Annotated in this window: 20 protein-coding genes; 11 read left to right on the forward strand and 9 right to left on the reverse strand. The window is 71.8% G+C overall.

Features of this window, described 5'->3' with window-relative positions; genetic code table 11:
- Positions 1-20 precede the first annotated feature (20 nt).
- Positions 21-590, forward strand: a complete 570-nt coding sequence (thpR, locus tag AC5WRL_RS08510) for an RNA 2',3'-cyclic phosphodiesterase (protein ID WP_496087741.1) — start codon at positions 21-23, stop codon at positions 588-590.
- A gap of 121 nt (positions 591-711) precedes the next feature.
- Here the strand turns inward: thpR and AC5WRL_RS08515 are convergent, their stop codons facing one another.
- The gene (locus AC5WRL_RS08515; RefSeq protein WP_496087742.1) at positions 712-1,710 is read right to left on the reverse strand and encodes an aldo/keto reductase; all 999 of its coding nucleotides are present in this window, start codon (positions 1,708-1,710) and stop codon (positions 712-714) included.
- A gap of 72 nt (positions 1,711-1,782) precedes the next feature.
- Between AC5WRL_RS08515 and AC5WRL_RS08520 the strand changes: the two genes are divergently transcribed.
- A complete protein-coding gene (locus AC5WRL_RS08520; RefSeq protein WP_496087743.1) occupies positions 1,783-2,871 on the forward strand; it encodes a hypothetical protein in 1,089 nt (362 codons plus the stop codon).
- On the opposite strand, the gene AC5WRL_RS08525 is transcribed toward AC5WRL_RS08520, so the two are convergent.
- Positions 2,846-3,649 carry a TetR/AcrR family transcriptional regulator gene (locus tag AC5WRL_RS08525; protein ID WP_496087744.1) on the reverse strand — a complete coding sequence of 268 codons (804 nt, stop codon included), beginning with the start codon at positions 3,647-3,649 and terminating at the stop codon, positions 2,846-2,848. The two genes, AC5WRL_RS08520 and AC5WRL_RS08525, sit on opposite strands and share 26 nt — an antisense overlap.
- 84 nt (positions 3,650-3,733) lie before the next feature.
- On the opposite strand from AC5WRL_RS08525, the gene AC5WRL_RS08530 reads away from it, so the two are divergent.
- The 4 genes from AC5WRL_RS08530 (at position 3,734) to gap (ending at position 7,582) form a co-directional block, all read left to right on the forward strand.
- On the forward strand, positions 3,734-4,693 hold the full coding sequence (locus AC5WRL_RS08530; RefSeq protein WP_496087745.1) for an ATP-binding cassette domain-containing protein: 960 nt from the start codon (positions 3,734-3,736) through the stop codon (positions 4,691-4,693).
- Positions 4,690-5,505: an ABC transporter permease gene (locus tag AC5WRL_RS08535; protein WP_496087746.1), complete on the forward strand. Its 816-nt coding sequence runs from the start codon at positions 4,690-4,692 to the stop codon at positions 5,503-5,505. Before AC5WRL_RS08530 ends, AC5WRL_RS08535 begins: the two co-directional genes overlap by 4 nt.
- A 27-nt stretch (positions 5,506-5,532) precedes the next feature.
- Positions 5,533-6,489 carry a GlxA family transcriptional regulator gene (locus AC5WRL_RS08540; protein ID WP_496087747.1) on the forward strand — a complete coding sequence of 319 codons (957 nt, stop codon included), beginning with the start codon at positions 5,533-5,535 and terminating at the stop codon, positions 6,487-6,489.
- Positions 6,490-6,583: 94 nt separating this feature from the next.
- Positions 6,584-7,582, forward strand: coding sequence for a type I glyceraldehyde-3-phosphate dehydrogenase (gene gap / locus AC5WRL_RS08545; RefSeq protein ID WP_496087748.1), 999 nt, complete (start codon positions 6,584-6,586; stop codon positions 7,580-7,582).
- 52 nt (positions 7,583-7,634) lie between these two features.
- On the opposite strand, the gene AC5WRL_RS08550 is transcribed toward gap, so the two are convergent.
- The 3 genes from AC5WRL_RS08550 to AC5WRL_RS08560 all read right to left on the reverse strand — a co-directional run bounded on the left by AC5WRL_RS08550 (position 7,635) and on the right by AC5WRL_RS08560 (position 11,324).
- Positions 7,635-8,519, reverse strand: coding sequence for an RNA polymerase sigma-70 factor (locus AC5WRL_RS08550; RefSeq protein WP_496087749.1), 885 nt, complete (start codon positions 8,517-8,519; stop codon positions 7,635-7,637).
- Positions 8,516-9,643 carry an NAD(P)/FAD-dependent oxidoreductase gene (locus AC5WRL_RS08555; protein ID WP_496087999.1) on the reverse strand — a complete coding sequence of 376 codons (1,128 nt, stop codon included), beginning with the start codon at positions 9,641-9,643 and terminating at the stop codon, positions 8,516-8,518. The genes AC5WRL_RS08550 and AC5WRL_RS08555 overlap by 4 nt, the downstream gene beginning before the upstream one ends.
- A gap of 286 nt (positions 9,644-9,929) precedes the next feature.
- On the reverse strand, positions 9,930-11,324 hold the full coding sequence (locus AC5WRL_RS08560; protein ID WP_496087750.1) for an NsdA family TPR-like regulatory protein: 1,395 nt from the start codon (positions 11,322-11,324) through the stop codon (positions 9,930-9,932).
- Positions 11,325-11,799: 475 nt separating this feature from the next.
- On the opposite strand from AC5WRL_RS08560, the gene AC5WRL_RS08565 reads away from it, so the two are divergent.
- From AC5WRL_RS08565 to AC5WRL_RS08580, 4 genes are read left to right on the forward strand one after another with little or no spacing between them, the layout of a single operon-like run.
- Positions 11,800-13,128 (forward strand): asparagine synthase-related protein, encoded by a 1,329-nt coding sequence (locus AC5WRL_RS08565; RefSeq protein WP_496087751.1) that lies wholly within the window; start codon positions 11,800-11,802, stop codon positions 13,126-13,128.
- Positions 13,095-13,541 carry an asparagine synthase-related protein gene (locus AC5WRL_RS08570; protein ID WP_496087752.1) on the forward strand — a complete coding sequence of 149 codons (447 nt, stop codon included), beginning with the start codon at positions 13,095-13,097 and terminating at the stop codon, positions 13,539-13,541. Before AC5WRL_RS08565 ends, AC5WRL_RS08570 begins: the two co-directional genes overlap by 34 nt.
- Positions 13,535-13,840, forward strand: a complete 306-nt coding sequence (locus AC5WRL_RS08575; RefSeq protein WP_496087753.1) for a PqqD family protein — start codon at positions 13,535-13,537, stop codon at positions 13,838-13,840. Before AC5WRL_RS08570 ends, AC5WRL_RS08575 begins: the two co-directional genes overlap by 7 nt.
- A gap of 2 nt (positions 13,841-13,842) precedes the next feature.
- Complete coding sequence (locus AC5WRL_RS08580) at positions 13,843-14,250, forward strand: lasso peptide biosynthesis B2 protein (RefSeq protein WP_496088000.1); 408 nt, start codon at positions 13,843-13,845, stop codon at positions 14,248-14,250.
- 258 nt (positions 14,251-14,508) lie between these two features.
- Here AC5WRL_RS08580 and AC5WRL_RS08585 read toward each other — a convergent pair whose 3' ends face one another.
- The 4 genes from AC5WRL_RS08585 to AC5WRL_RS08600 all read right to left on the reverse strand — a co-directional run bounded on the left by AC5WRL_RS08585 (position 14,509) and on the right by AC5WRL_RS08600 (position 18,250).
- Positions 14,509-16,206, reverse strand: coding sequence for an ATP-binding cassette domain-containing protein (locus AC5WRL_RS08585; RefSeq protein ID WP_496087754.1), 1,698 nt, complete (start codon positions 16,204-16,206; stop codon positions 14,509-14,511).
- Between the two features lie 425 nt (positions 16,207-16,631).
- Complete coding sequence (locus AC5WRL_RS08590; protein ID WP_496087755.1) at positions 16,632-17,168, reverse strand: UTRA domain-containing protein; 537 nt, start codon at positions 17,166-17,168, stop codon at positions 16,632-16,634.
- Entirely contained in the window at positions 17,165-17,356 is a 192-nt protein-coding gene (locus AC5WRL_RS08595; RefSeq protein ID WP_496087756.1) for a DUF397 domain-containing protein, read from the reverse strand. Before AC5WRL_RS08595 ends, AC5WRL_RS08590 begins: the two co-directional genes overlap by 4 nt.
- Before the next feature lie 6 nt (positions 17,357-17,362).
- Positions 17,363-18,250 (reverse strand): helix-turn-helix domain-containing protein, encoded by an 888-nt coding sequence (locus tag AC5WRL_RS08600; protein ID WP_496087757.1) that lies wholly within the window; start codon positions 18,248-18,250, stop codon positions 17,363-17,365.
- Positions 18,251-18,730: 480 nt separating this feature from the next.
- Between AC5WRL_RS08600 and AC5WRL_RS08605 the strand changes: the two genes are divergently transcribed.
- Positions 18,731-19,123, forward strand: coding sequence for a hypothetical protein (locus tag AC5WRL_RS08605; RefSeq protein WP_496087758.1), 393 nt, complete (start codon positions 18,731-18,733; stop codon positions 19,121-19,123).
- The last annotated feature ends 36 nt before the right edge of the window (positions 19,124-19,159 follow it).

Genomic DNA, 19,159 nt, shown 5'->3' on the forward strand with positions numbered 1-19,159 from the left:
CCAGGGGGGAAACCCGACCCATGAGGCTTTTCACCGCGCTGTTCCCGGCGGACGAGGCGGTACAGGACCTGGCGGCGGAGGTGCGCGCGCTGCGGCGGGCCGAAGCCGGCGCCGGCCTGCGCTGGACCCCGGTGGCGGGGTGGCACGTCACGCTGGCCTTCTACGGCGAGACCCCCGACGAACTCGTCCCCGAACTGCGGCAGCGCCTCGCGGCGGTGGCCGCCGGCCGCCCCGGGTTCGCGCTGTCGCTGGCCGGCGGCGGCCGGTTCGGGGACCGGGCCCTGTGGGCCGGGGTGGCCGGCGACACCGAGGCGCTGGCCGGGCTGGCGGCGGCCACCGCCGACACCGGACGTGGCATGGGCCTGCTGCCCGGCGAGCACCCCGAGTACGTACCCCACCTGACCGTCGCCCTCAGCCGGCGCGGCCCGGTACGGACCCCGCTGGCCCCGTACGCCGCACGGCTGGCCGCCTTCGAGGGCCGCCCGTGGCCCGCCGGCCGGCTGGCCCTGGTCCGCAGCGAGAGCGGCCCGGACGGCTCCCGCTACACCATCGAGGCGTCCTGGCCGCTGGGCGGCGCCGCCGGCGGCTGAGCTACCTTGGAGCGCGTGAACACCAAGACCAGAACCCGCATCGTCAGCGGCGCGCTCGTCCTCATCCTGGCCGTGGTGGCCCTGTCCGCGATCTTCGGCTGAGCGACGGACGCCCCGGGAGCTACCAGGCGAAGGCTTCCGGCGACGGGCCGGGGCCCGGGAAGATCTCGTCCAGCTTCGCCAGCAGCTCCGCGCTCAGCTCAAGCTCCACCGCCCGCACCGCCGACTCCAACTGCTCCGGCACCCGCGGGCCGACGATCGGACCGGTGACGGCGGGCCGGGTCAGCAGCCAGGCCAGCCCCACCTCGCCCGGGTCCAGACCCTGCTCGGCCAGCAGATCCTCGTACGCCTGCACCTGCGCCCGCCGCGCCGGATCGGCCAGCGCGTCGGCGGCCCGGCCCGCGCCCGTACTGCGCGCCCCGCCGCCCTCGCGCTCCTTGCGCAGCGCGCCGCCCAGCAGCCCGCCGCCCAGCGGGGACCACGGGATCACGCCCAGGCCGTAGCTTTCGGCGGCCGGGATCACCTCCATCTCGGCGCGCCGCTCGATCAGGTTGTACAGGCACTGTTCGCTGACCAGGCCGAGCGAACCGCGCCGCGCGGCGGTCTCGTTGGCCTGCGCGATGTGCCAGCCGGCGTGGTTGCTGGAGCCGGCGTACAGGATCTTGCCCTGCTGGACGAGGACGTCCATGGCCTGCCAGATCTCCTCCCACGGGGTGTGCCGGTCCACGTGGTGGAACTGGTAGAGGTCGATGTGGTCGGTGTTGAGCCGCTTGAGGCTGGCGTCGACGGCGCGCCGGATGTTGAGGGCGGACAGCCGGTCCTCGTTGGGCCACGGGTCGCCCTCGGCGCTCATCGAGCCGTACACCTTGGTGGCCAGCACGGTCTTCTCGCGCCGGCCGCCGCCGAGCCCGAACCAGGAGCCGACGATCTCCTCGGTGCGGCCCTTGTTCTCGCCCCATCCGTACACATTGGCCGTGTCGAAGAAGTTGATCCCGTTGTCCAGCGCGGCGTCCATGATGGCGTGCGAGCCCGCTTCATCGGTGTACGGGCCGAAGTTCATGGTGCCCAGCACGAGACGGCTGACCTTGAGGCCGGTGCGGCCCAGCTGTGTGTACTTCATGATCGCTACTCAACGCCTTCGAGCACGCTCCAGGCAAGGATGAGCCGGGGATGTTCTGGCAGTCTTGGGCGCATGACGGTCTGGGGTACGGCTGCCGGGGTGATGAGCGCGGTCCTGCTGGCGGGGGCGCCGGGGGAGCCCGAGGGGTACGAGCCGCCGCGGGCGTTCACCATCGAGGACGAACGGATCGCGGAGTCCAGCGGCCTGGCGGCCAGCCGGCAGCACCCGGGCGTGTACTGGACGCACAACGACAGCGGGTACGGCCCGCAGATCTACGCCGTGGACGGGACCACCGGGCAGACCGTGGCCACCCTCACCCTCCAGGGCGCCACGATGCGCGATGTGGAGGCGATCCACTTCGGCCCGGACGGCGCGCTGTATGTCGGGGACATCGGGGACAACTTCGACGGCGGCTGGGAGGAGGTGTGGATCTACCGGGTGCCCGAGCCGGCGGTGCTGGCGGACGCGACGGTGGTGCCGGACATCTACCGGGTGCGGTACGACGACGGGCCGCGTGACGCGGAGTCGCTCATGGTGCATCCGCAGACGGGGCGGGTCTACATCGCCAGCAAGAAGCGCAAGGAGCCGGGCGCGCTGTACGCGGGGCCCGAGACGCTGTCGACGACCGGGGTGAACCTCTTCGAGCGGGTCGCGGACATCGATCTGTGGATGACGGACGGGGCGTTCTCGCCGGACGGCAGCCGGCTGGTGCTGCGCGGCTACTTCACCGCCCGGATGTACCGGTGGACGGAGGACGGGCTCGGCGAGCAGGTCAACCGGCAGCTGATCATTCCGGTGCAGCCGCAGGGGGAGTCGGTGACGTTCACGCCGGACGGGCGGTATCTGATGTACGGCTCGGAGGGGGTGCGCAGCGAGGTGGTGCCGGTGGAGCTGAAGGGGGAACTGCTGCCGGACAGCCTCCGGGAGGAGGGGGACGCGGGGGACGCGGAGGCGGACGAGGAGGCGGACCAGGAGGCGGACCAGGAGCCGGCGGACGTACCCCCGGCCCAGGGCAACGACCCGGCGGGGAGCGGCACCCCCGTGGAGACGGTGGAGGAGTCGGACACCTTCACCCGCCTGCTGGTGGGCTTCGCCGCCGGTACGTTGCTGGTGGTGGCGCTGCGCAGGCTGCTGTTCAGCCGGCGTCGGTCCGACGGGTGATGTAGGCGGCCAGGCCGTCCAGGACCCGGGCCAGGCCGAAGGCGAAGATCTCGTCGCCGCTGATCTCGAAGCTGTCCGCGTCGAGCGCGAACACCTCCGGGTAGGACCCGGAGCGCAGCGCGGTGTCCATGAGCGGCGCCTGGGTGTCCCAGAACTCCTGGTCCGTCATGCCGGTCTGCTCGGACAGTTGGCGCGCCAGCACGTGGGCGCGGGCGAGCCCGGTGACGTACGAGTCGAGGGTGGAGATGACCGCGATCTTCTCCTGGCCGGTGAGTGGCAGGCCGCGCAGCCCGGTGAGGGCGAACTCGAAACCGAGCAGGGCGTTGGGGCCCAGCAGCGGCCGTGACTGGTTGACCTGGAGCAGCCAGGGGTGCCGCAGGTAGGTGGTGTACGAGTCGCGGGCGACCTGTTCGAGGCGTTCGCGCCAGCCGGTGCCGGGGGCGGGCTCCATGTCCTGGCTCATGTCCTGGCTCATGTCCTGGCTCATGTCCTGGTCCGGGCCGGGGCCGTTGACCCGGTCGAGCATCAGGTCGAGCAGTTCTTCCTTGCCGGGGACGTAGCGGTACAGGCTCATGGCGCCGACGCCGAGTTCGGCGGCGACCTTGCGCATGGACAGGGCGGTGAGCCCGTCGCGGTCGGCGAGTTCGATGGCGGCGGTGACGATGCCGTCGAGGGTGAGTCCGGGGCGTGGCCCCCGGTTGGGAACCTCGCGGCCCTCCCACATCAGGCGCAGGCTGCGCGTGATCTCTTCGCTGCCGCCGCTGTGTGCCGTGCTCATGGTGAGGCCCATTTAATCACTGCCCCCCTTACTGGGTACGGCGTACGCTATTGTGCGTACACTGTACCCAGTAAAGGGGGAATCATGGTCGCCATCCGCGCGGAAGGACTGCGCAAAACATTCGGCAAGCAGGGCAGGCCCGCCCTGGACGGCCTCGACCTGACCGTGCCGCGCGGCACCGTCTGCGGACTGCTCGGCCCCAACGGGGCGGGCAAGACCACCGCCGTCCGCATCCTCACCACCCTGCTGCGCCCCGACGCCGGGCGCGCCGAGGTCGCCGGCCTCGACGTACGCCGCGACCCGCGCGCCGTCCGCCGCCGCATCGGGCTCACCGGCCAGCACCCCGCCGTGGACGAGATCCTCTCCGCCCGGCAGAACCTGCGGATGTTCGCCCGCCTGTACCACCTCGACGCGACGGCGGCCCGTCGGCGTACGGAGGAACTGCTCGAACAGTTCAGCCTCACCGAGTCCGCCGACCGCCCCGCCAAGACCTACAGCGGCGGCATGCGCCGCCGCCTCGACCTGGCCGCCTCCCTCGTGCTGGCGCCCCAGGTGCTCTTCCTCGACGAGCCCACCACCGGACTCGACCCGCGCGGCCGGGGCGAGGTGTGGGACGCCGTCCGCCTGCTCACCGCCACCGGCACCACCGTGCTGCTCACCACCCACTACCTGGACGAGGCCGACCGGCTCTCCGACCGGATCGTCGTCATGAAGGACGGCCGCAAGATCACCGAGGACACCCCGGCCGGCCTCAAACGCGCCTTCGGCGGCGACCGCCTTGAGGTCGTGGTGGCCACCCCCGGCGACCTGCCCGCCGCGATCGAGGCCCTGGCCCGTACCGGCGCCGAGCCCGAAGCGGACGCCGAGCGGCTCAGCGTCACCGCCCCCGTACGCGACGGGGTGGCCGCCCTCACCGAGGTGGCCCGCACCCTCCAGGACCGGGGCATCACCGTCACCGACATCGGCCTGCGCCGCCCCACCCTCGACGAGGTGTATCTGCGGCTCACCGACGGCCAGGATCAGAAGGAGACCAACGCCGCATGAGCACCACCACCGACACCACCGGCCCCCGCGCCCTGTGGGCCGTCCGCGACTGCTGGACCCTGGTGCGGCGCGAGCTGTCCCACATCGTGCGGCAGCCGTCCGTCATCGCCTGGCAGCTGGGCTTCCCCATCGTCTCCGTGCTGCTGTACGTGTACGTCTTCGGCAGCGCCATGGACGTCGGCGGCGGCGCGGACTACGTCTCGTACGCCATGCCCGGCATGTTCGCCATGACCATGGCCTTCGGCTTCATGAACACCGCCGTGGCGGTCGCCGTGGAGAAGGACAAGGGCATCATCGACCGGTTCCGCTCCATGCCGATGGCGCCCTCCGCCGTCGTCACCGGACGCGGCGTCTCCGACGTCCTGCACGCCGCGCTCGACCTGATGGTCCTCGCCCTCATCGCCCTCGCCATCGGCTGGCGCCCGGACGGCGGCCTCCCCGCCACCGTCGCCGCCTTCGGGCTGCTGCTCCTGCTGCGGTTCGCGCTGATCTGGGTCGGCGTCCTGCTCGGCCTGCTGTCCCCCAGCGTGGAGGCGGCCGGCAACCTGTTCGCCGTCGCCTTCCCCGTCGGGATGATCTCCTCGGTGTTCACCCCGCCCTCCCTGATGCCGGACTGGCTGGGCGCCATCGCGATGTGGAACCCGGTCTCCTCCACCGCCGGCGCCATCCGCGAACTCTTCGGCAACCCGGCCCCCAGCGGCGGCAGCTGGATCGAGACCCACGCCCTGCTGATGTCCGTGGTCTGGCCCCTGCTGCTCACGGCGGTCGTCCTCCCGCTGGCCGTCCGCACCTACCAGCACCTGTCCCGCTGACGGCGGGCGCGCGCGTAACCTCGTCCTGTGCCGCCCTCCCGCCCGCATCGCGTCGCCGTTCTGGTGCTCGACGGCGCCAAGCCGCTCGATGTCGGCATCCCCGCGCAGGTCTTCACCACCCGCGCGAGCATGCCGTACGAGGTCCGGGTGTGCGGGGCGGCACCCGGGCTGGTGGCCGGCGGCGACGGCCTCGCCTACGACGTCGCCCACGGCCTCGGCGCGCTCGCCTGGGCCGACATCGTCTTCGTCCCCGGCTACCGGTTCCCGGACCGCGAGGACCCGCCGCCGGCCGTCGTCGAGGCGCTGATCGCCGCCCACGACCGGGGCGCGCGGCTCGCCGCCATCTCCACGGGCGCCTTCGCGCTCGCCGCCACGGGCCTGCTCGACGGCCGGCGCGCCACCACGCACTGGCACTACACGCGGGCGCTGGCCGCCCGGTATCCGCTGGTCCGGGTCGACGAGAACGTGCTGTTCGTCGACGAGGGCAGCGTGCTCACCTCGGCCGGCGCCGCCTCCGGCATCGACCTGTGCCTGCACATCCTGCGCGGCGACCTCGGCGTGGCCGCGTCCAACCACGCCGCCCGGCGGCTGGTCGCCGCCCCCTACCGCAGCGGCGGCCAGGCCCAGTACGTGCCGCGCGGCGTCCCCGAGCCGCTGGGCGAGCGGTTCGCCGCCACCCGCGAGTGGGCGCTGCACCGGCTCGGCGAACCGCTCACCCTGGAGACGCTGGCGCGGCAGGCGGAGGTGTCGCCGCGTACGTTCTCCCGGCGGTTCGTCGAGGAGACCGGCTACACGCCGATGCAGTGGGTGATGCGCGCCCGCGTCGACCTCGCCCGCGAACTGCTGGAGCGCTCGCAGCGCGCCGTGGAACAGATCGCCGCCGACGTCGGGCTCGGCACCGGCGCCAATCTGCGGCTGCACTTCCAGCGCATCCTGGGCACCACGCCGAGCGAGTACCGGCGCACCTTCACCCGGGGCGAGTAGCGATGGCGAAATCCTTGTGAACCATGGCGATCCCGCCACTGTCAGCGGCGACGGCGGCGAGTGACCCTGGTGGCGAAGGGAAGGGACCCCACTCATGACTCGCATCGCCATCAATGGATTCGGCCGCATCGGACGCAACGTGCTGCGCGCGCTGCTGGAGCGCGACAGCGCCCTGGAGATCGTCGCCGTCAACGACCTGACGGAGCCCGCCGCCCTCGCCCGGCTGCTCGCCTTCGACAGCACGGCCGGCCGGCTCGGCCGCCCGGTGACCGTCGACGGGAACACCCTCGTCGTGGACGGCCGGCGGATCACCGTACTGGCCGAACGCGACCCCGCGCAGCTGCCGTGGGCCGAACTCGGCGTCGACGTCGTCCTGGAGGCCACCGGCCGCTTCACCTCGGCCAAGGCCGCCCGGGCGCACCTCGACGCGGGCGCGCGGAAGGTACTCGTCAGCGCGCCGTCGGACGGCGCCGACGTCACGCTCGCGTTCGGGGTCAACACCGACGCCTACGACCCGGACCTGCACACCATCGTCTCGAACGCCTCCTGCACCACCAACGCGCTCGCGCCGCTCGCCCTGGTCCTCGACCGGCTCGCCGGTATCGAGCACGGGTTCATGACGACGGTGCACGCGTACACGCAGGAGCAGAACCTCCAGGACGGCCCGCACCGCGACGCCCGCCGGGCCCGCGCCGCCGGCGTCAACATCGTGCCGACCACGACCGGCGCCGCCAAGGCGATCGGCCTGGTGCTGCCGAACCTCGACGGCAAGCTGTCCGGCGACTCCATCCGGGTACCCGTGCCGGTCGGCTCGATCGTCGAACTCAACACCACCGTCGCCCGCGACGTGACGCGCGAGGACGTACTGGCGGCCTACCGCGCGGCGGCGGACGGGCCGCTCGCCGGGGTCCTTGAGTACTCGGAGGACGCGCTCGTGTCGTCCGACATCACCGGCAACCCCGCCTCGTCGATCTTCGACTCGGCCCTCACCCGGGTCGACGGGCGGCACATCAAGGTGGTCGCCTGGTACGACAACGAGTGGGGCTTCTCGAACCGCGTGATCGACACGCTGGAACTCCTCGCCGCCGGCTGAGAAGCCGACCGGCCGACCGGCCGACCGGCCGACCGGACCCCGCCACCGGCGCTCAGCGCAGCGTGAGCGGGGTCCCGGCGGCGACATGGCCGAGTTTGGCCGGGTTGCGAACGTAGTAGAGACCGGTGATCCGGGCGTCCTCGACCCGGATCGCCATGACGCCGTCCAACTCCCCGGCCAGGTGGACGAGCAGCGCCGGGGCACCGTTCACCACGGTCGGGGCCACCGTCAACGGCAGTTTGTTCTTGCTGAGCCCGCCGACCAGGAGCTGGGCCACCTTCGCGGCGCCGGCCACCGGCCGCAGCACCGCCCGCTTGACGCCGCCGCCGTCCGCCATCAGGACAACCTCCGGGGCGAGTACGTCGAGCAGGTCCTGCGGGTCGCCGGACTCCAGCACCCGCTGGAACGACTCCAGCGCCGCCCGCGCCTCGCGCTGCGAGACCACCTTGCGGGGTCGCCGGGCATCGACGTGCAGCCGCGCCCGGCGGGCGATCTGCCGGACGGCCGCCGGGGTCCTGCCCACGGCGGCGGCGATCTCGTCGTAACCGACCTCGAAGACCTCGCGCAGGACGAACACGGCCCGCTCGGTCGGCGACAGCGTCTCCATGACCAGCAGCATCGCCATCGACACACTCTCGGCCAGCTCGACATCCTCGGCCACGTCCGGCGCCGTGAGCATCGGCTCCGGCAGCCACGACCCGACGTACGCCTCCCGCCGCCGGCTCGCCGCCCGCAGCCGGTTGAGCGACTGCCGGGTGGTGATCCGCACCAGATAGGCGCGCCGGTCCTGGACCTGCGCCAGATCGACCTTGACCCAGCGCAGCCAGGTCTCCTGGAGTACGTCCTCGGCGTCGGCCGCCGAGCCCAGCAGCTCGTACGCGACGGTGAAGAGCAGATTGCGGTGCGCGACGAACGTCTCCGTCGCCGGATCGTTCACGACCGCCGGCCGCCCGCCAGCAGCTCCCCGCGCCGGGGACCACCCGAGACGCGGTGCAGCCGGTACGAGCCGGGGTCGCCCGCCTCGTCGGCGAGATGCCTGACGGTGCCCCGGCACACCACCTCCTTGAGCCTCGCGCCGGGACGGCCGGCGAGGTGGAACCACAGCGCCACGTCGTACCTGTGCGCGAACTGGAAGATCCCGGCCCGGCGGCCCAGGCTGATGCACTGGCCGGCGAACACCTGGTTCAGCGGCGCCGGCTCCTCGCCCGCGATCCGGCTGAGCACGGTGTCGGCCGCCCGCGCGCCCAGCGGCATCGCGGCCTGACAGCTCATCCGCAGCGGCAGGCCGGAGGGCGCGGCCGAGTCGCCGGCGGCGACAATGCGGTCGTCGTCCACGCTGGTCAGCGTCTCGTCGGTGAGCAGCCGGCCCAGCGCGTCGGTGGTCAGGCCGCTGCGGGCGGCCAGGTCCGGCACGCCGAACCCGGCGGTCCAGACGGTCACCTCGCCCGGCACCTCGCGGCCGTCGGCGAGCCGCACGGCGTCGCGCGCCACGGCCGTCACCTTCGTGCCGGGGCCCTCGACGACGGTCACCCCGAGCTTGGCCAGCCGCCTGCCGACCGAACGCCGGCCCCGGGCATGCAGGTACGGGCCGAGCACCCCGCCGCAGACCAGGGTGACGGCCCGGCCCGCCTCCGCCAGCTCGGCGGCGGTCTCGATCCCGGTGGGCCCGGCCCCCACCACGGTGACGGCGGCGGAGGCGGACGCGGCACCGAGAACGCCCCGCAGCCGCCGCGCTTGTTCGAGATCAGCGATCGGATACCCGAACTCGGCCGCCCCCGGCACCCCCGGGTCGGCGCTGCCACTCCCCACGGCATACACGAGATAGTCGTACCCCACGCTGCCACCGGACACCAGCGCCAGGGAGCGCGCTGGAGCGTCAATCCGGCTGACGCTGTCAACCACCAGCTCAACCCCCTCCCGCAGCACCTCCCGGTACTCCACGACGGCGTCATCGGACCCACCCACCAACTGATGCAGCCGAATCCGCTCCACGAAGCCGGCCCGCGGATTGACCAGGGTCACCCCCACCCCATCCCGCCGCATCAGCCGATTCGCCGCCATGACCCCGGCATACCCGCCGCCGATCACGACCACCTTGACGCTCTTCCCAGTCACGGTCTCTCCCTCATCCCATCGGATTCAGGCACAAGACACCGCCCACCGATCCCCCGTGACAAGCTGTGACCCACCTCACTTCGCGGGCGGGAGCGTCACCCGACCCGCATCTCGTAGCGCAGCCGCTGGGTGGGAGCGGCGAAGACCGACACATCCACCTGGAACGGGTGGCCGTCGACGTCCAGCGTCTGCCGCATCAGCCGCAGAACGGGCCGGCTCGCTCAGCCGGTCCTCATGGTCTGGCGAGGGCGGTATGGATGCGCTCCCGAGTATCTTTGCCCCATCGCGTGCTCGCAGCACCAGCGAGTTCACCATCCAGCTCGCGGAGCCGGTCGGCGACCCTGGCGGACGTGACATGACCGAACAGGTCAAGGGCAGTAGCGGTTGCCAGACCGACAGCTTCCAGTTCGCCGGTACGGATATGTGCTCGCGCCAGTGCGACCTGGTCGAAGGCCCGGGAACGGGTGCGATCGGCCGGGCGGTGGGCGGTGCCGTTGCTGATCTGCCGCACGGCATGAGTGGCGCGGCTCGGATCGTGGCCGGAGGCGATGAGTTCGCACACGCCCACGGTGACACCGTGCTCTGCACGGTCGAACCAGCGGGCCCATGTCGGGGTGCTGTCGGTATCGTCGGCCGCCAGGGCGTCGTCGGCGGAGGCCAGAGAGCGGCGGGCTTCCGGCAGTTGGCCGAGGGTCGCCTGGCATCGGGCTTCGAGGGTGGACAGCAGCGCGCGCAGTCGGCCGGGTGGCAGTTTCCGGGTGCCGTACTGGGCGGCTTGTACCAGATCGAGGGCGTCCTCGTGGCGACCCAGGTGATTGGCCTGACGGGACAGACAGTTGAGGAGATGGCCGGCGATGCCAGCACCGGCCGGCCCGGCGGACTTCGCGGCCTGGAGGCCGAGCAGCATGTAGTTCTGGGCTTCGGCGTGACGTCCGACATCGTGGGTCATCCACCCGGCGACGGATGCGAGGTCGGCGACAGCGACGAAGAGGAAGCGCCCGACCTCGTCGGTCGTCCGGCCCTGGTGCAGTAACTCGGTGACGTGGTGGAGCTGGCCTACCACCGCCCGTCGCGACAGGCCGCCTCCGTGCGCGTTGTCGAGCGTGCGGAATGCGTCGGTGGTGCGCTGGATGGCCACCACATCAGACATGCCGATCCGGCCTGCGTGAGCGGGTGGTGGCAGGTCGGGATCGGGCAGGTGGAGCCAGGGCTGTACGGCGTCGCGCAGTTCGCGGGCGGTCAACAGCGGGGTGCTGCTGGGTGTGTCGTCGTCGGTCACGGCGTCACTCCGGGTCGTGGTGAGGATGGACGCTACGACGGCATGGGGAAGCCAGCCACCAGAGGGCACGGGAGTGCGGGGTTGCTGGGTGAACCCGAGATCGGCGGGGGTGAGCGGTCGGGGCAGACGGCACATCCGGGTGAGGGTGGCCGCCAGTAGCTCCGGGAGCGGCGGGCGTGGCTGCTCCCCCTCGTTGATCCACCGCCCGACTCGGGACTTGCCCGGGGTGATGTCGCGGTGGCCGGCCCGCTCAGCGGTACGTCGTAGCTCGGTGGCCAGTTCCGAGTAGCTGGCCTGAGCACGGGCCACCCAGTGGGCGAATGCGTCGTTCCGGCCGCGGTCCGCCATGGGCGGGCCCCTCTCTGGGTGCACGGTTCTCCGACAGTCCAGGATATGGCCGTCGCCGTCGATCGGTGATGGGTGCACGCCCGTTCGCAACGATTCGCGACGCTGAGCGGGCTGCTTCGCGGCGGCGCGCGACCGGCGGTGGCGGATGACAGCGCGACCTTTCGCGCCCGGGCGGTGTCTGTGATCGCGACCGTATCCGGCGGTGTGATGAATGCGGCCGGCCACCGAGCTGGAGGACAGACTCCGAAGGAGCCCGAGATGGAGAACAAGATCTTCGCCCCGACCGTCACCGAGCACGACGCCGACCAGCTGACGCTGGGCCGGCAGAACTTCAACGACTCCGACAAGTCGAACTACTTCGAATCCTCGAAGTGACCTCACACCTCACCCGGTGAGGTCTGTGCTCCACCGGGGTCCGGGCATTCTGCCCGGACCCCGGTCCCACCAGCGACAACGGACGAAGGAGGGGTCACAGATGCGCAACGAGAAAACCGAGTGGTTGGCCGGCACCTTCCCGGACGCGGTTCCCGCGCAACGGGTAGCAGCCGGAAGGGTAAACGTGCGGACCGTCGAAGCCATCGGAGCGCGCCTGACGGTCGCCGGCCTGTGTGCCGCAGATGAGGTGCGGCTGCGGGCGGGGCTGGAAGCCGTGCGTGCGGGACGCTGGCGCGATCTGACGCAGTGGGCCGGTTCCTACTGGGTGATCGCGGACCGGGAAGATGAACGGCTGGTCTGTGGTGACCTCGCTGGTGATCGCGGTATTTTCTATGCCCGGGGCCGGGACGGAAGGGTGCGGTGGGCGACCCGTCCGGGCCTGCTCGCCGGTCATGCCGGGGGCACCGTGGACCTGCCGCTGTTGGCCGCCCGCATCGCGGTCGGCGCCCACCATTGGCCGCACCGGTCCCCGCACGCCGGGGTGCGAGCTGTCCCTGGCGGCACCGGGCTACTGCTGACCCCCGGCCGGCCGGCGCGCCTGGTGGACGTCACAGGGCCCCTCACCGAGCGGTCCATGGCCACCGGAGCCGCGCCGTTCGGCCGTGCCCTTACCCAAGCTGTTGCCCTGCGGGCCTGCGGCGAGGGCCCGATCGGTGCCGACCTCTCCGGGGGGCTGGACTCCTCCACCGCGGTGCTGCTGGCCGCGCCCCATAGCGAAGTGCGCGCTGTCACCTACCGCGATACCTATACCGGCCGGGAAGACACCGAGTTCGCCGAACGGGTGGCCCGACACGCCTCGGTGGAGCACCGGGTGGCCGCTGGTTCCGCGCGGGCGCTGTCCTTCGGCTTCCCGGCCGGGGCTCCGGCCGGGGACGAGCCGGCACTGGAGTTCGCGAACGCCGCAATGGATGCCGCCTACCTTGCGCCGGTGGCGGGGCTGCGCTGCCACCTTACGGGGCACGGTGGTGACATCGTCCTCGATGGCTCTTCCGCCTGCTGGGTCGCCATGGTTCAGGCCGGGCAGCGCCGCCGGGCGCACCGGGTGGTGGTCGCCGCCGCGCGCCTTCGGAGAACCGCTCCGGGCGTGGTGTGGCGGCACATCAAACACCAGGCGAGCATGGGTTATCCGCAGGCTCTGGCCGACGCCGCCGCCGCTCTCACCAACTCGGCTCTGTCGCCGGTGGCCCCGGGATGGTCATGGGTGCAGTTCGGTGCCGGTACGCGGTGGTTGACGAGGGATGGCCGCCAGGCCATTGCCGCCATGCTGGGCAACGCGGCTGCGGGGGCTCAAGAGGTTCGCGCCGACACGTTCGACGAGTGGTCGGCCCTGCGACCGTGGGTGCCGACACCCGCGCCGAGGCACCGTTGATGGCTGCCCTCGGCATCCGTCCGGTGCACCCGTACCTCGACAACACCGTGGTTCGGGCGGCGTTCGCCATCCCCGGCATCGAACGTCTGAGCACCACCAGCTACAAACCCCTCCTTGCCGCCGGTGTTCCGTCCCTGCCGTCCTGGCTGACCGGCCGACGCTCGAAAGGATCGTTCACCCCACACCGCATCGCCGGACTCCGCGCACACCGGCTCCTTCTCCACGACCTGATCACCGCGTCGCCGCTCGCGGAAGCCGGGCTGATCGATCCGGCCGCCGCCATCGCCGACCTCGACGCCACCGCCGCCGGACGTCGGGCTACCGGACTGGCCGCGCTGCACCACTTGCTCGTCACTTGTTGGTGGCTCCAGGCGCCCACCGCCCCACCCCGGGCACGGGAGCTGCCATGCTGACTCCCGCACCCGGCGTTCACCACGCCTCCACCGACGAAGGCACCGCCATCCTGCATGTGCCCACCGGCCGTTGGGTGATGCTCGACCAGGACGGGTCCCGCATCTGGCGGGCGGTCATCGCCCGCAGTGACCTCGCCGGGCTGGCGGAGGAGATCGCCGTACCGGCCGGCCTCGACCTGGCCGATGTCCACGACACCATCGCCCGTTTCGTCGCGGGACTGACGGCGGGCGGCCTGCTGGCCGAGTCGCAGACCGCACCGCGCCACCGGCGCCGGCGCTGGCAGGGGTGGTCGCGGTGAGCATGATGGTCCCCGCCCCCGCCGAACGGGCCCCGCTGCGCTGGCGCCTGGTCGCCCTACCCGCGCTGGCCCTCGCGCTGCTGGCCGGACACGTCCCGCTGCGCCGGCGGATCCGCCTGGTGCGCCTGGCCGCCCGCCTCCCCGACGCGTCCCCTACCAGGCTGACCGCCCTGCATGCGGCGGTAATCCAGGTACGGCCCCCGTGGTGGCCCGGCCGGATCGCCTGTCTGGAGACGTCCCTGGCCACGGTCCTGGCCTGTGCCCTCACCGGCTGTCGGGCCCGCTGGGTTCTCGGCGCCCGCTTCCTTCCCCACGCCGCACACGCCTGGACCGAGACACCTGGCGCAGTGGCCGGCCGGGACGAACAGGGCGCCGCGGACCAGCCCTGGATCACCGTGCTGACCGTGTGACCTCCCCCGCCGAAAACTCCCGCGCGGGAACTGCGAGCACCGCGCGCCAGGACGCCCCCGGCACGTCCGCCGGCGGCGCCGCGACCACCACGTGAAAGGAGGTAAACCGTCATGGGTGAATGCTGCGACAACCCGCTGATCGTGGAGCACCCCAGCGGCGAACGCCGCTGTGCCAACTGCAACGCGCAGGTGTGAAACAAAGGTTGGCGCCCGCCCCCGACGGAACCGGGGGCGGGCACCAACCGCCTGCGGGCCCGCTCAGCCCTCCTGGAGTTTCAGCATCTCCGCGAACGGCCCCGGGCTGACAGTCAGTTCCTCGAACCGGCCCTCCTGCACGATGCTGCCCGACTCCAGCACGATGATGCGATCCGCCAAGCGAGTGTTCGCGAGCCGGTGCGTGATGAACACCGTGGTACGTCCCTCGGCCAGTTCCCGCAATCGGGAGAACACCGCGTGCTCCGCCCGCGCATCCAGCGCGGCCGTGGGCTCGTCCATCACCAGAACCGGGGCGTCCCGGTGGAACGCGCGGGCGATCGCGATGCGCTGCCACTGTCCACCGCTCAGATCGTGGCCGCCCCACCAACTGCGCGCCAGCGAGGTATCCAGCCCATGGGGCAGGGACGCGATGACGGCATCGGCGCCGGCCGCCACCGCAGCGGCGTGCACCGCCTCATCCCCACCAGGACGGGGCTGACCCAGGCTGATGTTCTCCCTTGCGGCCAGCGGCCAGCGGGTGTAGTCCTGCGGCACGATCGACACCCGGGCCATCACCGAGTCCGGGTCAGCGCCCGCCAGATCCACACCGTCCCAGGCGACCGTCCCCTTTGTGGGCAGGTACAGCCCGGTGAGCAGGCGGGCCAGCGTGGACTTTCCCGAGCCGTTCTCGCCCACCAGCGCGATCACCTCACCGCGCTGGATCGTCAGACCAATGTTGTCCAACGCCGGGCGACCGGCCCCCGGATAGGCGAACGACGCCCCCCGCACCGTGATGACACCCGGCCCGGCCTCCGCCACGCGGGCCGTGCCGCGCCGCGCCGCGAACCGGTCCGCCGTCGCCAGGAACCCACTCCAGTCGGCCAGGGACAGCGAAGTACGGAACAGTCCGGCCGCCGCCCGAACACCGGCCGCAAGCCCGGCCGCGGCCGTTCGTACAGCCAGCGCGGCCGCCCCGGCAGCAGCCCCCGCGATGTGCCCAGTGACAGCCAGCATGACCAGGGCCGCCCAACACGCCACCATCGCCGCCGCTGCCACCGAATCCCCGGCGCCCCGCACCAGCAGCGCCCGCCGCGCCGCCGCCAACTGCTCCCGCTCCAGGCGTCGAGAGATACCCGCGTACTGCTCCGTCAGGTACGGGGCCATCGTCCCTGCCCGTACTTCATCAGCTGTTCCCCGGTCCGTGGTGTAGTCGCGGAACGTCTGCCGCAACCGGCGGTCGGCGACCGTCCGGCGGTGCGTTGCGTGTCCGATCCGGGCCGCCCGTACCGCCCCCCACGCCCGGGGCGCCACCGCCGCCAGCAGCAGCGGCAGCAACACCGGATGCAGCACCGTGACCACCGCCGCAGCGGCGACCAACTGCGCACCGGCCGCAGTGAGTGCTTGCGCATCCTCGATCAGATCCCCGGTGGCGTGCGCGCCGTCCGCCGCCGCGTCGTGCGCGTCGGCGAAATCCGGGTTCTCGTGCGCCACCAGCTCCGCCGCCGTGGACGCCCGGATCACCGCCAGGTCCGCCTCCCGCACCACGGTCGGTGCCAGCCGCGCCACGGCCGCCGCCGCGCCCGCCTCCGCCAGGTACCGGCCGACGGTGCCCGCCGCCGCCGTCATCAGCGCAACGGTCGCGCCGCGCAGCCCCTCCGCCACGCCATCACCGGCGAACACCGTGCCCAGCACGACAGCGGTGGCCGCCAGGGCGATGGCCGTACACACCGCACCGGCGACCTGCGCAGCGCCCACCGCCATGACCGCCGCCCGGTCGGTACGCCAACCCAGCCGAGCCGCCTGTAGCACCGTGGTTGGCACCCGCCGCGCCAGGCCCCACGTCGTCAGCCCTTCGTCGGCCTGCGCCTGACGGCCAGGGGCAAGAACCATCTCCGGGACGGCCCCCGGCCGGACCGATGGTGAAGTCTTCGATGTGCTCATCTGCCCAATGAGGCAGTCGATGCCCCAGGGCCGACAACGCAATTCCTCCGGCGGCATGGGTATATGCGCAGTTCAGAGCGATGATGTCGTCAACATCCATCACTCAAGCCGGTGAAAAGAACGCGATGGGTTCGCTTGCACCCGCATGATGTGCTTGGCGATCGCGCGGCGTATTCAGGCACAAGACACCGCCCGCCGGCACCGCGCGACAAGTTGTGACCCACCTCACGTCGCGGGCGGGAGCGTCACCCGACCCGCATCTCGTAGCGCAGCCGCTGGGTGGGAGCGGCGAAGACCGACACATCCACCTGGAACGGGTGGCCGTCGACGTCCAGCGTCTGCCGCATCAGCCGCAGAACGGGATCACGCGGCCCCAGCTCCAGGGCAGCACGCTCCGCCTCGTCCGGCATCCGGGCCAGAACCTCCTCCCGCACCAGATGGGCGGCATACCCGAGCTCCGCGAGGAGCGCGACGGCGCCCCCGCGGATCTTGCGGGTCCCAGCCAGCCCGGTCCCGCGCGCGATGCCCACCGGGTAGTACGTCCGCGTCAGCTCGACGGCACGCCCGTCCAGGAGGATCTCCCGATGCCGCGCGACAACGGTCGTCCCGGCCACGAGGCCGAGCGCCCCGGCCACGTCATCCGGCGCGGCGGCTTCCCCAGCCCACACAATGCGCTGCGTCCCGCTGCGCCCCTGAGTCGCAGCCTGCTGGGCCCAGACATCGCCCGCCCCCTGAGCCCCCACATAGGGCGCGGACAGATGCACCCACTGCCCGTCACTCACCAACGGCGCAGATCCGTGACGAAGGCCGCCCACGCGGTGGCCGGGACGACGAGTACGGGCCCGGCGCCCGCCCGCTTGGTGTCCCGCGCCGCAACTAGGCTGCCCACGCGCGCCACTTCCACGCACTGTCCGCCGTTCGACCCGCTGTAGGACGACGTGACCCACTGTGCCGTGGTGAGGTCGGTCATGGACCGTTACTCCTTCATTCGTGCCGTTCGAATCAGGGCCAGTGACTCGTCCGGTGGTAGCGCGTGTGCTCGCAGGCGATCATAGGTAGCCTGCTGGAACTGGACCGTTGATGCCGTCTGAAAGAGCCTGCCACCGTTGGCGTCGTCCGTCCAAAGTACGGGCTGGGAGTCAGCGAACCCCAGCAGCGTGAACGAGAGCGTATGGGCGGCAGCCGCACCCGCTGTGAACGGCAGTACTTGCAAGTCGACGTTGGGGCGGGATGCCACGTCGACCAGATGGTCGAGCTGGCCCCGCATCACGGTGTCTCCCCCCACGGTGGTGTGCAGGCACCCTTCGTTCAGGACCGCCCAGACCGTGAGGTCTGCCGAGTCGAGTACCTGGCGTCGGCGCATCCGTGCCTCGACCTTGCCCTCAATCACCGCCGGATCCGTGCGAGGATGCCCCGCGCGAAAGATCGCCCGCGCGTAGTCCTCGGTTTGCAGCAACCCCATGACGCACGAAACCGAGTAGTCCAGTATCCAAAGGGCGCGGCGCTCAAGGGCCAGATATGGCTCGAACCAGCTCGGCGAGCCACCCTCTTGGAGGCTGGCGTGCAGTCGGCTGAAGAGCCTCCCGGTGGCGAATACCTTGTCGCACCCGGAGATGAAATCGGTGCTGGGCTGTTGTTTGCCCGCTTCCACCTTGCTGACGTACCCCTCGGAGTACCCGGTGCCAAGGCCCAGGTTCTTCTGCGTCAGCTTGCGGCCCAGCCGCACCTCTCTGACTTCCCTGCCGAATCGCTGAGCCGGGGTCAAGTACTCATCTGCTGCTTCCTCGTTCAAGCCCGTGACCTCCACTGATGCAAGCCAACGGCGCCAGGCGGGCGCAAGCGTGACTTGCGGGTCCTTGCTCAAGTCCTCCCCAGTATAGGCGTTCTGTGGTGGTGTGGTTACGGAAAGATGCACATCGCCCCGGGCAGCTCGGGGCCTAGTAGTGGCAGGTGACCCCCATGAGCACCGTTACTCCCGACCGGTCCGAACCGCCCGACTGCGTTCCGACGTCGGACTCGCCGCCGGAGGAGGCGGTTGATGAGGCCGCCGTCGTGATTGCCGCCGCGCGGGACTGGTTGGTGGCGATTGGGTATACGCGGCCGGAGGCGGGGGCGTGATCAACTGGCACCGGGCGGTGGAGATCACGGCCGATACCGTGTTGGTCGGTGACGTGGTCCAGGTGGGTGGGCGGTCGTTCACCGTCGTGGATCTGATCGTCACGACCCGGGGTGGGCGGCGGTTGGAGTTCGCCACGGGGGAGGCCCTGACGTTGCACGCGCGGTCGCGGATCACCGCTACCCGGGTGAGCGAGCCGCCCGGGCGGGCCTGTCGGCGGCGGGGGCGGTGACCTTGAACCTCACCTGGGCCGACACCCGGCCGCTGCCGCCCCGGCCGGGTGATGGGTCGGAATGGGTGCTCGGGCGCTGCTGGTTGTGGTGCGGGAACCGGCACACCTGGGTGCTGTGGCTGGGGTCGGCCTCAACGACCGGGCACTACGCGCAGCTCTACGTCTGCGAGCCGTGCGTGGACCGGTTGCACCACACGATCATCGACTACGCCGAGGCCATGCTGGACGCGCCCACCGATGGCTCCGGGATCCGTATTCCGCTGTACATCGCGGCCGACGAACCGGACCGGCCCGCCCCCATCACGTACCGGCGTGGCCGGTACCGGCGGCCCCGGACCGCCCTCGGACGGTTGTGGCATCGGGTCGTCGTCGGGCGGGGTGGGGGTTGATGCGTACGAGGGCCCGCGGTTCGCGGGCCCTCGTGC

Source organism: Streptomyces sp. NTD107 (assembly GCF_059510435.1).